The organism is Prochlorococcus sp. MIT 1201, assembly GCF_047303415.1.
GTDB classification, from domain to species: domain Bacteria; phylum Cyanobacteriota; class Cyanobacteriia; order PCC-6307; family Cyanobiaceae; genus Prochlorococcus; species Prochlorococcus marinus_D.
The window spans coordinates 1155784-1169933 of record NZ_CP138947.1 but is presented as its reverse complement, the minus strand read 5'-3'; the positions used below and the strand labels follow the sequence as shown (position 1 = coordinate 1169933).

Annotated in this window: 17 protein-coding genes; 11 read left to right on the top strand and 6 right to left on the bottom strand. The window is 46.9% G+C overall.

Going from position 1 to position 14150, the window contains the following annotated elements; translation table 11 throughout:
• The first annotated feature begins 37 nt into the window (after positions 1–37).
• The 4 genes from SIB41_RS05635 (at position 38) to SIB41_RS05620 (ending at position 2451) form a co-directional block, all read left to right on the top strand.
• Entirely contained in the window at positions 38–490 is a 453-nt protein-coding gene (locus tag SIB41_RS05635; RefSeq protein WP_413361422.1) for a 23S rRNA (pseudouridine(1915)-N(3))-methyltransferase RlmH, read from the top strand.
• A gap of 358 nt (positions 491–848) precedes the next feature.
• Complete coding sequence (locus SIB41_RS05630) at positions 849–1109, top strand: 2TM domain-containing protein (protein WP_063421693.1); 261 nt, start codon at positions 849–851, stop codon at positions 1107–1109.
• Positions 1110–1454: 345 nt separating this feature from the next.
• Entirely contained in the window at positions 1455–1793 is a 339-nt protein-coding gene (locus SIB41_RS05625) for a cupin domain-containing protein (protein WP_413361121.1), read from the top strand.
• Positions 1794–1974: 181 nt separating this feature from the next.
• Positions 1975–2451: a LexA family protein gene (locus tag SIB41_RS05620; RefSeq protein ID WP_413361420.1), complete on the top strand. Its 477-nt coding sequence runs from the start codon at positions 1975–1977 to the stop codon at positions 2449–2451.
• A 113-nt stretch (positions 2452–2564) separates the two neighbouring features.
• On the opposite strand, the gene SIB41_RS05615 is transcribed toward SIB41_RS05620, so the two are convergent.
• Together SIB41_RS05615 and SIB41_RS05610 are read right to left on the bottom strand one after the other, a co-directional pair.
• Positions 2565–3038, bottom strand: coding sequence for a hypothetical protein (locus tag SIB41_RS05615; RefSeq protein ID WP_413361118.1), 474 nt, complete (start codon positions 3036–3038; stop codon positions 2565–2567).
• 291 nt (positions 3039–3329) lie between these two features.
• Positions 3330–3503, bottom strand: coding sequence for a hypothetical protein (locus SIB41_RS05610; protein ID WP_413361115.1), 174 nt, complete (start codon positions 3501–3503; stop codon positions 3330–3332).
• Positions 3504–3567: 64 nt separating this feature from the next.
• Between SIB41_RS05610 and SIB41_RS05605 the strand changes: the two genes are divergently transcribed.
• Complete coding sequence (locus tag SIB41_RS05605; protein ID WP_063403921.1) at positions 3568–4842, top strand: Y-family DNA polymerase; 1275 nt, start codon at positions 3568–3570, stop codon at positions 4840–4842.
• A gap of 428 nt (positions 4843–5270) precedes the next feature.
• On the opposite strand, the gene SIB41_RS05600 is transcribed toward SIB41_RS05605, so the two are convergent.
• From SIB41_RS05600 to dnaG, 3 genes are all read right to left on the bottom strand, one after another.
• On the bottom strand, positions 5271–5567 hold the full coding sequence (locus SIB41_RS05600) for a hypothetical protein (protein ID WP_011130018.1): 297 nt from the start codon (positions 5565–5567) through the stop codon (positions 5271–5273).
• Between the two features lie 39 nt (positions 5568–5606).
• Positions 5607–5861: a hypothetical protein gene (locus tag SIB41_RS05595; protein WP_011130019.1), complete on the bottom strand. Its 255-nt coding sequence runs from the start codon at positions 5859–5861 to the stop codon at positions 5607–5609.
• Positions 5862–6206: 345 nt separating this feature from the next.
• On the bottom strand, positions 6207–8261 hold the full coding sequence (gene dnaG, locus SIB41_RS05590) for a DNA primase (RefSeq protein ID WP_413361111.1): 2055 nt from the start codon (positions 8259–8261) through the stop codon (positions 6207–6209).
• A gap of 640 nt (positions 8262–8901) precedes the next feature.
• On the opposite strand from dnaG, the gene SIB41_RS05585 reads away from it, so the two are divergent.
• From SIB41_RS05585 to SIB41_RS05565, 5 genes are all read left to right on the top strand, one after another.
• Complete coding sequence (locus SIB41_RS05585) at positions 8902–9117, top strand: CCRG-2 family RiPP (protein WP_413361109.1); 216 nt, start codon at positions 8902–8904, stop codon at positions 9115–9117.
• Positions 9117–9368 carry a hypothetical protein gene (locus tag SIB41_RS05580; protein ID WP_413361107.1) on the top strand — a complete coding sequence of 84 codons (252 nt, stop codon included), beginning with the start codon at positions 9117–9119 and terminating at the stop codon, positions 9366–9368. Before SIB41_RS05585 ends, SIB41_RS05580 begins: the two co-directional genes overlap by 1 nt.
• Before the next feature lie 384 nt (positions 9369–9752).
• Positions 9753–10085 (top strand): DNA methyltransferase, encoded by a 333-nt coding sequence (locus SIB41_RS05575; RefSeq protein ID WP_413361104.1) that lies wholly within the window; start codon positions 9753–9755, stop codon positions 10083–10085.
• A gap of 119 nt (positions 10086–10204) precedes the next feature.
• Positions 10205–10486, top strand: a complete 282-nt coding sequence (locus SIB41_RS05570; RefSeq protein WP_413361101.1) for a hypothetical protein — start codon at positions 10205–10207, stop codon at positions 10484–10486.
• Positions 10486–10863, top strand: coding sequence for a hypothetical protein (locus SIB41_RS05565; RefSeq protein WP_413361099.1), 378 nt, complete (start codon positions 10486–10488; stop codon positions 10861–10863). The genes SIB41_RS05570 and SIB41_RS05565 overlap by 1 nt, the downstream gene beginning before the upstream one ends.
• A gap of 261 nt (positions 10864–11124) precedes the next feature.
• Here the strand turns inward: SIB41_RS05565 and SIB41_RS05560 are convergent, their stop codons facing one another.
• Entirely contained in the window at positions 11125–11937 is an 813-nt protein-coding gene (locus tag SIB41_RS05560) for a CsgG/HfaB family protein (RefSeq protein WP_236069647.1), read from the bottom strand.
• A 222-nt stretch (positions 11938–12159) separates the two neighbouring features.
• Between SIB41_RS05560 and SIB41_RS05555 the strand changes: the two genes are divergently transcribed.
• Positions 12160–13074, top strand: coding sequence for a DMT family transporter (locus tag SIB41_RS05555; protein ID WP_413361096.1), 915 nt, complete (start codon positions 12160–12162; stop codon positions 13072–13074).
• The last annotated feature ends 1076 nt before the right edge of the window (positions 13075–14150 follow it).

Genomic DNA, 14150 nt, shown 5'->3' with positions numbered 1-14150 from the left:
GTTGAACAGCGCTTATAACCGAGCATCATGGAGAGTGATGTTGCTGCAACGGTTCTTGAGAAACTGTGCGTTTAGAATCATCGCCGTTGGCAAGGTACGCAGAGGCTGGATCCAAGACGGCCTAGCGATGTATCAAAAACGCCTACCAGGCTTGATTATCACAGAGGTTCGTGATGCATCTATGCCGCGAGAAGCGGAAGCGATCAGGGCCGCACTCAATAGCAACGAAGTGCTGGTTCCTCTTAGCGAAGAAGGGGAAGCGCTGACTTCAGTGTCCTTTGCTAAACGCCTTGAACAATATGGCTCTCAACGTCTTGCCTTTGTGATTGGTGGCGCTGATGGGCTATCAGCAGAGCTGAAAAACTCAACCCAATGGCAGCTCAGTTTGTCTGCGATGACGCTTCCTCATGAACTTGCTCGCTTGTTGCTTGTGGAGCAGCTCTACCGAGCAAAGACCATCCTGCAAGGAGGTAAATACCACAGGAGCTAACGATTCTGCAGATCTGAATTGCGATCACTGATAAAACAGCTGCTTTCGATTAATGCGATCACTCTTGAGCACACTGAAAAGGAAATCAGTTTAAGACAATGAGGATTCTCAAATGTCAGATTGCTTCAGTAATATATGCCACAACACTCTCTCCAGAATGAAATCCAACCATCCTCCCATTCTTTATCAGTTGCCAGCCTGGGCGTCTGTTAATTCTTAGTTAACGAACTAATATTAGAACCTCAAAATAGGATGCTGTTCAAGTTCATGTCACTAATATTTACTTTGAACTGACCAAGCTTGCAGTTGACTTTAAGCTGGTTATTGTCCATCTAATGATCAATAGAGGTCTTTTGATATGCCTGATGACGAAATTTTGCGCAAAAAAGCATTATCACAACTCAGGAAGAAAAGGGCACTGAAGAGACAGGTTCAAACCTATTTCACTGTGAACCTTGCTCTGATTGTTATTTGGTTGGTAACTGGCATGGGCTACTTCTGGCCCATTTGGCCTATTTTTGGATGGGGCATTTCTCTTGCTGTTCAGTCTTGGAAGCTTGCTCATCCAGAGAGAGACTTCAGCACAGAAGAGATCGAGGCAGAGATGCGCCGCAGTTGATTTAAATCAATACTATTATATACACCTATCTTTTTCAATTGGCTTCAGTTAAGTGAATGCCCAGAATGATAAGTGAGTTATGGTTTGAGGAATATTAAGACCTAAATGCTTCTGCGATCGAATCTTTCTCTGACCAGCTAATGACTATCAAACGTGTTTCATTGATGCAGCCTATGACGCTAAGTCCCTAATCTTCTTGCGTCTACACCTTTTTAATTGATCATGCAAAGACTATTGCTTGCGCCACTGGCAATTATTGTGGTTTCGACCATTTTATCAACGTCCTTAAATGCACATGATAATGCTAAATATAGCAAGGATCTTGGTATTAAGATTGAAACACTTGTGAAAAGCACTAAGCAATGGGATGGAAACTTTCTTCCCGATTATCCAACCAGCAACGCTGAAATCACAGTTCTGCGTATCACGATTCCAGCCGGAGTCACCCTGCCATTGCATACCCACCCAGTTATCAGTGCAGGAGTAATCCTTCAAGGCACGCTTCAGCTAACTCTTCAAGATGGAACGACACGCCTTTTCAATCAGGGAGCTGCGCTGATTGAGACAGTGAATACAGTTCATACCGGGAAAAGTCTTGGTCCAAAAGACACTGTTGTTCTCGTTTTTTATGCAGGCAGCAAGCATCTTCCGATGACTGTTCAGGTGAAAACGAAAGCCCTTTGAGAAAGGTTCCTTAGACAGCGCTTAAAACTTAAAAGCTGGCAGGTGCTACAGAGCAGCTCGATCAAGCACGAGCGATCCTGTAAAGAGGTTGCTACCGCCTGGGGACACACCCCTATCAAGCCAAATCAGAAAATCAACCCACTGGAACGGGTGTACTATCAGGTTGATGCCCGACGTCGCGATGGAGTTCAGCGAGCCTCTTCTTCATTTGCGCTCCGAGCGGAAGCAGCAGATCCTGCCATTAGCGAGTGAGCACGTGGCGGCAGGCTTCCCCTCCCCTGCTGAGGACTATATCGAGATCGGTATCGACCTCAACGAACAGTTGATTCGTCATCCGGCTAGCACCTTCTTCCTGCGTGTTAGCGGCCACTCAATGACAGGTGTTGGCATCCACAATGGCGACCTCTTGGTTGTCGACCGCAGCCTAGATGCACGCCCCGGTCACATCGTGGTGGCGATTCTTGATGGTGCCTTCACACTCAAACAACTTGTCCGCCACCGTGGTGTACTGCGTCTAGAAGCCGCCCATTCCAATTACCCACCGCTGGATCTGGCCCGCTTCGGTGACGTGCAAATCTGGGGTGTGGCAGTGCATTCCATTCATAGCCTCAACCCTGCGCAGCAAATATCCCACTCAACACAACGCCTACATGAATAGGCTCAAAATAGGCAAGACGATGAATAAGGCTGCCCGGCATAGCAATAGTGTTGTTGCTCACCTTTAAAGATATTGCCTTTAAATCGTATATAGAGATAGGCAAGTTTGGTGGATCAAATGGCTGACTTTTGTTCACCCAGATCGCGTAAGGCAAGGATGCGATCAGACCAATAACAATGAGAGGAGCCTTTGAAATCCCATAACGTGTCGGTCAACTGACCAAGCCATTGACGCCTTTCTTGTTGTTCATTTGCCTCTTGATCGGAAACCCAATCAGAAACAGAGGTGTGGGAGTAATTCAGGGATTTCTCCTCCGGCCCCCTTGCCCAGCCAAGATCTTCCAGATACTCGTGAACACATTCATCTACAAATGCAAACCAATCATGTAAGTGTTTAATACCATTGGCTTTAATCGCTTTTTGCTGAAGCTCTGAGGCTCCTTCTGGAGACTCAACATGGCCATGCACAGCTAAGATTTCTTCTCTGATATTGAGCCATTCGCAATCACCCTGTGATTGAAGCTCATAGTAACGTTCGCGGAACTGATCATCTTCCTTGCAAAGCCATTCGATCCAGACCTCTTCCATCAACTCTCTGATCTCTTGCCTATCTCCTCTTGATAGCCATTCAGAGAAGGTTTCCTTATTGATTCTCTGCATAATATCTTTCTGATGCTTGCTTAGAGTTGGTGCCATTGCAAATCCTTTGGTCTTGTTGGTTTTACAAAAGACCCGACCGATGCGGTTGCTCATAACATGGAATCAACCTATGTGGCCAGGTTCAGCTAAGACGTCATAGACGACTTTTTGTAGACATTGTTAGGGATTCAGCTACGCCTAGCCGGCCATTGAGCCAGCATCCTCTATCGCAAAAGGTTTCTAGGTCACAACGACAGGCTTGAGGTTGGAAACCTTGATGCAGCCAAGCAAGACCAATGCAGCCAAACAACCAATCAAAGTAATGATTGGCCGCCAGTCTGCATTGACATTCTCCTCGCCACATTGACGACAACCATTGCGACTGGCTCTCACAGCAAAGCACGTTCTCGCCATCAAACAGGCGCTAGTATCTCTGTACTAGGATAGGGTATGGTTTCGCTCGCTTCTCTTCAGTGCCATGTCTCGGGTCACGGCTCTGATCGACGGCAACAATTTCTATGCCTCCTGTGAGCAAAGCCTTGACGCCTCGCTGATCGGTCGTCCTCTGGTCGTGCTCTCCAACAACGATGGCTGCATTGTTGCTCGCAGCTCCGAAGCGCGTGCTCTCGGAATCAGCATGGGCACGCCCTATTTCAAGGTCCGTCACAAATTGGACCGACTTGGCGTTGTCGTGCGCAGCTCCAACTACGCCCTCTACGGCGATATGAGCCAACGACTGATGAGCTTGCTGGAAGCCCATTGTGAGGAGCTGGAGATTTACTCGATTGATGAAGCCTTTGCTTACATCAATGGTCCCTCTGATGACAACCTAAAGCCCTGGGCCCGTCAACTACGGGCCCAGGTGCATCGCAACCTGGGCCTACCGATAGCAATCGGACTTGGCGCCAGTAAAGGTCAGGCCAAACTTGCCAACCACCTGGCCAAGGCCATACCGGCTCACGCTGGAGTGTTCAACCTACTCACCGCTAGTGATCCAGATACATGGCTCGAGAGCGTCGCTATCGAAAATGTATGGGGCATCGGTCGCAAGTTGGCCCATTGGTGCCGACTTAGAGGCGTAACCAATGCCCGGCAATTGCGCGATATGCCACGGAGCCAACTTCATGCCCGCTGCGGCGTTGTAGGCATACGCCTACAACGAGAATTACAAGGTTATGCCTGCCTTCCTCTAGCCCTAGCCCCAACATCAAAACAGGAAACCTGCGTTAGCCGCAGTTTTAGCCGACCAATCGCCAACCTAGAGGAATTACGTCAGGCAATCGCAAGCTACGTGGTGCGCGCCAGTGAAAAACTGCGACGACAACAGCAACGGGCCGGGATCCTCACCGTATTCACACGTACCAGCCCATTTGCGCCATCGTTTTACAGCCAAGCCGCTACCATCCAACTGGATTTGCCAAGCAACGACACTGCAATCTTGCTAGCAGCAGCCTTGCCACTAGTAGAGCGAATCTACCGGCCCCATCGCCGCTTAAACAAAGCCGGGGTGCTGATGCAAAACCTACAGAGCGCAGACCATCTGCAACAACACCTGTTGGTAGCAGTTCATGCCGATGAGCAGCATCGTCGCGATCGACTAATGAACACCGTCGACCGACTTAATCACCGTTACGGCAGCGGAACCGTGAGTTGGGCTGTTTGTGGCATGCAGCCAGGATGGAGCATGCGTCGTCATCAACTCAGCCGCGCGGCCACAACTCGCCTCAATGACGTGCCGTTGGTGCTGGCCTGAAATTTAGAATTGAATGTCAACAGATCTCATTAGTTAGTGGATTGGGCTGGATTTGATTTGCTCGGTTCCATCCACATCTCCAATCCATAAAGAATGCGCCATGCAGAGAAGAAAGAAGTGAGGATAAATAGAAAAGTTACTATGAAAAAAGTCTTGGTTATTAGACGAACAAATGAGAGCCTGGCTGATGGCCTAGAAGGCAACAAGTGCGTGGTTTCATGAGCCAGGCAAGTAGAGCAAATTATTGAAGACCATCCCGTTCGCTGAATACTCTTGGCAAATGCTTCAGTAATCTCAACAGATTTACCGCAAAGTCTGCACAGGTGACTGAACGCCATTAAAATAATCTCAAGGCAGAGTAACTGATCTACAGATATACAATGAAGAAGAGAGGTTTTGTTATTTGATCATTAGGGGGTGCATGCATTTTAAAATTGCTGCAGAAGTTGCACCTCCTCTTCGCGACGATTCAACAGCAATACCATGCGCTCACCATGGCAAGCGAGGCCGGTCTGATGACGCAGCAGTTCAGTACTAGCCAAGGCGACCCCACAAGTTTCAACCAAAAGCACCGGCAAAGTTGCAGCATGACCTTGCATGCCCTGCAAATCAAGCGCCTGACGCACTGCGCGTTTTGATTTATCCATTCCCAGCCGTTCAACAAGCTGAGGCCAGAGATGATTCACCGGCGTGCAACCAGCAAAGGCAATAGGGACGTCACTCATCAGAGGCTAATCGCAGCAACCTTTGGATTAAAACAGCGATCATGAGGAAAGTTGTTGTACAGCTCCTGCAATCATCGCCGGGGTTACCGGAATCGTCTCGATTGCATCGGCATTATCAAGATAAGCGTCGAAGGAAGAGTAGTGATCCACATGCGGATTCGCCCCGTCCTTCGCACAGGCTTCTGTCCAGTCGCCATCTTCAGGTTTTACCACGATATAAGCCTGGAGAGACTCCTCTAAATCACCTCCATCACCAATGCCCTCACCGTGCCAAATCGCTTCGTAGAAGCTCATGCCATCAAATTTAAGAAGAGATCATCAGTTTAAAGAGCCATGCTGCAGTTAAAAGGCCTCAGTACACCGCCGTAGAGACAACCATCTGCTTAGAATGACAAGTGAGTTTCATCTTTAAGCTCCACAACTTGACGCCTTATCTGACAGCCCTACAAAGGATTCGCTGACCTGCGTAGCTGTTGCTAATGGACTGAAATGTAGATGGTAAAGCCTCGCTGAGCGGTGCATTCAAAAGCTAGAAAAGATCAGCGACAAGATGCAAGCAGGAATCGTGATGGTCAATCAAGACAACAAGTTCTTTGATATCGCCGATTGGCTTGTGAAGCGCATCCACAGACTGATGACCTAAGCCGGAATGACATCCTGGCCTGAGAAGCCACCACACCGCTGCTGATCTAAGTGACCAATATGCTTGCGCTCGCTGTAATAAAGCTCCTGGAAACGCAACGCATCGCTGTTGAGCTCCTCAAACATTGCTTCGATACGCTTTTCCATATCGACTGATTCAGTAGGTTGCTGTCGCTCTTCTTGAATCAAAGCAGCAATACAACGCTCAAGAGTTTCAAGACGCTGACCACCCCAGGCCTCAAGAAGATGACGACAACGCTTGAGGGATTTCTGGCGTTCTAGAGCCGCTGCTGTGCCCCGGAGCTGAAGCAGTGGCTTAGCCATAGCCGCCAAATGAACCTCGCCAGGCTCTAATAACGGGGTAAGACGAGCGACTAGAGCACTGTTCTCCAGGAGCAACTGATCGGTAAGCAGCCGTGGTAACTCAATATCCTCCAAATCATGACCAGAGTCAGTTCCACGACTGATCGCCTCTAAACGTCCTGCACCAAGATTGGTTTCCTCCAAATCAGTGATCGCCGCCCAAAGCAAACGGTGATGTTGTAAGGCAAAATCCTCCAGCTCTCGCTGTCGTAACTCCCTGCGAATGGCAGCCCGATGATTTGAGCAATGGAGATATAACCTCAGGATTTCCGCCTCGCTGCGCTCCCGTTGACTGGCCTCGCCAGGTTGCTCATGGCGACTTGAGCGGCCATGCCAGCGCTGCCCTTTCACTTGTTGGCGCAGATCTTCCTCCAACTGCAAGGCCAACCGGCCCTGCCCACCGCTCAAGCGTTCGGCAACCTGTTGCAGGTAGTGGGTCCGTACGGCCGACTGGGGCAACTTGCCGAGCAATGCAACCAGGCCACTCACTGCTTGCTGAAACTGATCCGCTTGACTTAAATCACGGCCCTCCAACACCTGTTGAATCTGCCAATCAAGCCAAAGAGGTGACTGATCTAATAGAGCCCTGTAATCGCCAGCACCATGATCTTTGAGAAATTCATCGGGGTCTTTGCCAGAAGGCAAATGAAGCACTCGTAATTCCAACTGGCCTTGCAAAGCCAGTTGTTCAACTTCGCCAATGGCTCGGTTCGCAGCACGAACACCGGCTCCATCAGCATCAAAATTAAGCACGATCCGCTTCCCTTCGCTGCAACGGCAGATCTGGGTGATCTGCTGACTACTCAAAGCAGTGCCTAAGGAGGCCACTGAATTGGTGACACCTGCAGCATGCAATGCAATGACATCGAAATATCCTTCGACTACCACAGCCCGGTCATCCTTACGGATGGCATTCGCCGCTCGATCCAGTCCAAACAAATGCTTGCCTTTCTCGAACACGTCTGTCTCAGGAGAGTTGAGGTACTTCGGCTCTGAGCCATCAAGACTGCGTCCACCGAAACCAATCACCCTTCCCTGGCGGTCGTGGATCGGCACCATCACACGATGACGAAAACGATCGTAAAAACCTCCTCCCCCCTTGCGCGCCACAACAAGCCCGGCGGCTTCCAGTAATTCAGCAGACAAACCTTCCACCTGCTGGAGGTGCTTGAGTAAACCATCCCATTGCTCAGGGGCATAGCCAAGTCCGAAGGATTCCAAGGTGACTTCACTAAGGCCCCGCTTCTCAGTGAGGTAATTCAGCGCACTTGCACCAACTGGCGTACGCAGCTGGCCACGAAACCAACCGGCCGCCAATGCAAGCGCACGATGAAGCTTGTCTCGACGAGAGAGCTGCTGACGTAGTCGTTCCTGCTGGGGCCCCTCGACCGTCTCAACAGGTAGTTGATACTTGCGAGCAAGCTCCAGCACCACATCACCAAAACTCTGGCGCTGAAACTCCATCAGGAACTTGATCGAGTTTCCACCAGCTCCACAAGAGAAGCAGTAATAAAACTGCTTCGCTGGCGAGACCGTCATCGATGGTTTGCTGTCGTCATGGAACGGACAGATCCCTACGAATTCACGGCCCTTTTTTTTTAGAACCACATGTTCGCCAACGACATCAACAATGTCGGCACGCTCCTTGACGGCCTCGATCGTGCGCGGGTGAAGACGGGGGACGGGCATGACCTTATTTTGCTGGTTGCGCCGTGAGAGGTCGAGAAGAGAACATGATCAGCAAAATCAATCCATACGACAAGCAAGGCCGAGATCAATAAGAATTGATGACTTTCTTTACATAGCTAGGATTTTGATGATTTTAGAGGTTGGAACAGAGTTAGAATAAATCTAATTATGTACCAGTGAGTTTGTGTGAATTAAGTGGTGAACAGGTTTCTATAAGTTTGATCTAGGTGGTCATGATTGAACAGGAGTGGACGAATATGAGACCGATCACGATAAACAGAGGCTAGGAAACCATCAACGGAAGAAATAGGATACTCACAGTACTATTGTACTAAGAATAGAGTTGAATCATTGTGAAAAGACTGTATAAACCACTATTGAGTTCAGAGAGAACTTCAGATCTTTAGTCAGTACGAGGGATTAGAGGTCCGGTTGGGACAGAAGAAGAGTCAGGTTGGAATGGAACGGGATATGTTTAGGTATTAGAACCTTTTTCTACGGTATGTCTAACTTCTGAATGGGGGACTACGGAGTAAAAATGGTCAGACTACATATGATAAGACCCTTCAGAGATTTATTTTATTTTTTCTGGTATAAACCTCTAAGAATGATTAGACTAATTTTAGAGTATTAACACCTAATGACTGAACCCAACGAAGAAATCAACGAGGAACTATCAACTGATGAGTTGAAGAGTGTTAGTGGTGGTCTTATGAACTGTGAAGTAAAAACCACTCTTCCTTCTGATGTTCCTTCTCCTTCTCCACAAGGTTCTGGTTCTGGTGAGACACTCAAAGATTGGAAGAAGAGGAATGGATATAAACTGAAAGACGTCATCATCACTAGTTATTCCTAATGACTAAGCCAAACGAAGACATCAACGAGGAACTCTCAACAGACGAGTTGAAAATTGTTAGTGGTGGAATAATGGTTCCTGGTGAAGGGACTAATTTGAAAGGAAATGGTCCAGAAGGTTCAGGTTCTGGGATGTCACTCAAAGATTGGAAGAAGTCAAGACAGGGAATAGGACCCAATCCCTGGGATTCAATAGTAATAGGACCCGATCCTGGCCAGTTTTGTCTCAACAACCTACGCCAATCTAAATAACCAATGAACTCATCAATAACAAAAAGAGATTGGATTTATATGGGTCTCTTCCTTGTCTTGATAATTACTCAAATCCCACAGTCAGTAAGGAACCATAAGATAAATGTTTGTAGAGATAACATAGAGAACTATTTTGATTACCAACGGGAGAGAAAGACAAAACAGTGGGACAAGAAGATGAAGGATTTGTTTGACGAGACCAGACACTGTAGACACTTTCTAAACATTGAAGGTGGTCGTAATAGTCGTGGACCTTTCTTGCGTCACTAACCTTCTTTTCGTTTGAAATTATTTTCTGGTTGAATCCTCTAGAAATGATTAGACTATTTTGAGAGGATTGACACCTAATGACTGACACTGAAGAAAGAACAGTAAAAGATTGGAATGAGAGAAATGAATCATAGAGAGGATTGGGTAACTGAAAAACGGGACAGGATTATTGAAAGTAGTAAAGGGATGGAATTCGATGAGGGATCAGTCTCTGTTGGTGTAAGGAGTCTCGTTGGTAATCTTCGTTTGTTGTTTCGTGTTCTTGATGAGTGTAGTTACATCAACATTAAGATAAGAGATAAACTGATGACGGTAACTATAACTATTTCTGATTACAATATTGTCATCAATCCCTATCTCGAAACTGATGAATGTCTAAACCAATCAAAGGAGGAGGAAGATTGGATTACTTATGAATGGTTGAAGGAATTTGGATTGGTTGAGTAGATGGATAAGGAATGGAGGAGGACTAATGAGGAGAAGGAAAAGATAGAGGAGAAAAGACAAAGACTTATTCAAACGATAGATTGGACAACTAATAACCAACAACCATCAGGAGATGACTGATGACAGAACCACCTCTTCATCTTTCTCCTCATCAACAAAAGAAGAAGTTGAGAGATTTAGAAAATGAACTTAGGATTTATAACTATATGAAGTGGTTCATCCTACTCCTTGTTTTATTCTTCATTGGTTATAGTTGGGAGGAGTTAGGAATCACTAAACTTATCTTCTTTCTTTTTGGTTGTAGTTATGGTTGGTTCGTTCAAAGAGGGAAGGAGAAACACAAGGAAGTGTTAAGGTGGAGATTGATGGTCAATCCAAGTGTTGATAAAGGAGGTGACTGATGGTCGATGACATTCGAGAAGAGATTGACAGACTAAGGAAACAGAACAATGACTATTATGTGAAGGAATTGACAAAAGGTTCTATAACACCTGAATTTCAAGACCCTAGTAAATTGTGGAAGGAATTAAAAAACAGGAATAAAGTGTCTATTGGGGTGATGTTGTTTAGTGTTGGGGTTACTCTCTTCTGTGTCTTCTACTACTGGGAGACATTGGGGTTTAGTCCCATTATCTTTTGGTTTTTAGGTGTCCAGTATGGTAACTCAAACGAAGATAAGGATGAGACTGATGATAAGATAAGGAAACTGGGATACTATTTCAAGAGACGTAAGAAGATAGAGGAATTGGAGAATAGGGATTGTCAGGATAAAAAGTAATCCACTGATAACTTTTACCTATCAAACCTTTATCATTGTCTGTCATGAATAGAACTTCAGATCTTTAGTCAGTAGGAGGTCCTAGAGGTCTGGTTGGGACAGAGTTGGGATTGAAGGGTATTATCCCTTCGGATCCCAATTGTAGACTGAAGAAAAGGAGATCAATAAGAACTCAAAACCTCTTCAAAATCGTCCTCTCTGTATTGGCAGCGCAAACGGCGTAATCAGCCCTGCCGCAAAACGACAAAACTTTGATCGAGATCAATCGAGTTGGAGCACATCACGTGTATTAGAGCGTCGAATTGATTCCTGCTGCTGATAAGACGCCAAACAGCCATCACGAATCACCAATAGGCAATTCACATAATCAGCACCATCAATGAGAGCTGCGCGAATGGCTTTTGCTGCGGGAGTGCGATTACTTTCGCTGGATGATTCTTCATAACTAAAAGTGCCTGCAGCCGCAAGGCCATAGGCCCCTGCCCCTCTTGCTCCGGTTGCACCTCCTACAAGCCCAGCCAAGGGAGCCAAAGATCCGCCGGAGCCTTTCTGTTTAGCTGTGCTGGTCGCACGCCCCTCTACTGTTCGCGCACCGACAACCTCTCCAGTGGAGGAATCCACCACCCGTAGGTCGATGGAAACATAAGCCTTGGATTCCGAAACAGTCTTCGAGCCTCCAAAACCCATAAAGCGCATCCCACTTCCAGATTGCTTTGTTTCAACCCCATCTTCGTAGCCACTCACACGCCCCATAATCAAATATTGGGCGCCACGCATTTGACGGCTACGTGCGGCGTTTCCGTCGTTTCGCACAATCCCCAACTCGGCAAGCTCTTGCTCTGAGAGGACGGCCTTGAGATTCTGCCGTTCCACGACTGTTAGTCCACCAGCAAGGGCTAGTTCATTGGAAAGAGCATCCGCGAGCTGACGGCTCACACGCGGGCTCCACCAAGACAACCTGCCTACCTGGTTTTTAAAGTCAGGTACAGAAACCGTTGGGCCAGCCCAGGCGGTTACTGGAACAAACACAAAGGAAGCCACTGCTGCTGCAACACCAAAGGAGGAGAGTTTCACGGCTTTTGAATCCATTAGAGATTTCTACAGTCGAGCAATTTAAAAAGAATTAGGAGAGTGGGTTGCTTCTCGTAAAGCAACGCGACTTGCCATCACCAATTTGGAATGACATGACGATCTCAATCCTGTTGCTGGTCTTTCCTTGCTGCAATGGCTTTCAGGGATGGCCTCTTCTCTTGTGTTGTTGACTATGCCATTGCCTCAGTTCTGCGGATGAGATGAATGATGTCGATGCAGGGTAACAACCAAGCGCAGACAAACAGCCAATGGCGTGGATTCAAATCACTCCTGCTCGCCGCTCTGGCCTTCAGCTTGATGACCGTTTGCGTCAAACACCTTGGTGGTCGTTTGCCTGTCGCAGAAATTTTATTTGCAAGATCTCTGATCAGCCTGGCAATTACTCGGTTCATGCTCAGTCGGGTTGGGGTTTCCCCCTGGGGACACCGTAAAAGGTTGTTGTTATTGCGAGGGCTGTTGGGCACAGCGGCATTGTTCTGTGTATTTGACGCCTTGGCGTCCTTACCCCTTGCCACAGCAACTGTTCTGCAATACACCTATCCAACTTTTGTTGCGTTAGCGGCATGGATGTTTTTAAGAGAAAGAATCCATCCTCGTATTGGCATAGCAGTATTTCTTGGTTGGTTGGGGATCACCCTGGTTTTAAAACCCGCATGGCTTGGCACAAGCTTCACCGGTTACTCCCCTTTATCTGTCTCTATTGCACTTTCTGGTGCTCTATTTACAGCTCTGGCCTACGTCTGCGTACGTGAGCTTTCCAAGCAGGAACATCAACTTGTGATCGTTTTCTACTTTCCATTGACATCAGTACCAATAGCCTTGCTCTTCCTCGGGAATCAGGGAGTCTTGCCACTTGGAATCGATTGGCTCTGGATACTGGGTATTGGCCTATTTACCCAACTTGGGCAAATCTGGATTACCGAGGGATTAACTCTTTTACCAGCAGCTACAGCAGGTTCAATTGGCTATTTCCAAGTTTTGTTCGCAACTCTCTGGGGTGTACTGCTGTTTGCTGAACCTGTTGATGGCTGGTTCGTGATTGGAGCTCTGTTGGTACTGGGAGCAACACTCATCAGCTTCAGAAGCAGACAAGAAAATATCCCAAAGCAATCAAAATGAAAACAAGATAGCGACATCAGTCTTGTTGATGGAGTTGTAAACGATGGGTGGCAATTTCTGTAAAAACACCTTATAAGTGCACGCCTAGGAGAACCTGATGAGAATTAGGAGTCGTCACTTTTAAGACGTCGAAACGTGTCGTAGGCAGTCAAGGCTGGTAGGGGAGTCTAGTAACCCTTTTCCTGGTCCTAAAATGGGGTCAGAACAACCTAGAAACTACTCCCACCGTGGGTCTTGAACCCAGAATCTTTCTTAACTTGACCATCCAAGTCCTCTAATGCTTTCTTTGCTGAAGTCCCTGAATCTTTTTGGGCATTAGATTTTAGCTCAAATGGAACACTATCTATTCCACCACTAACACCTTTCAACTTCATTTGAGAGTTCCTCGGATCTTTCTTCCCAGTACTGAGAGTTCCTCGTTTCTTCGTCTGTCATTAGGTGTTTCTGCTAGGTCTTCTAATGATAGGCCATGTGAGGAGATAATCTAGTGACCTGTATCTAAAAGAGACGGAATCTTTATGGGTTTATTGGTTGCATGGATTTTAACTCAAATCCCAGTATCAATAAATGACCACAAGATAAACGAGCGTAGAAGTAAGCTAGAGGTCTTGTATAGCTATCATCCCGCAAAAGACTCAATCATTAAGGGTAAAGGTTGGAATAAGGAGAAGGGTGAAAGCCTGAAAGAGAGATCCAGAACTTGTAGATTATACTTTTCCAAATTCAATGGGGTCTATTGAGTCTAGCTTTACTCAGTAGATGAGCTTGTCTAACCTCGTCAAGCCTATAGGTGAAACGGTATTCAGGTTCTAGTTCTTCTTTGAGTAGACAGTTTGGGCTTCTCTTCTGAAGATGGTCATAAATAGACAGGCAGATACAATTTACCCTTTTTAAAAAATGCTCTAGAAATTATTTAACGAACTTTCTGCAGGTAGTGAATCACTAGGTAGCTGTTAAGCAAAGTCACCCATTACCCCCCAAGACCCAATTCTCACTTAGATGACTCTTATCTCGCTTGTCAACATGCACTCCACTCCTATCTGCTGAACTCCTCCTCTTAAGATCTAGGAGGCTGG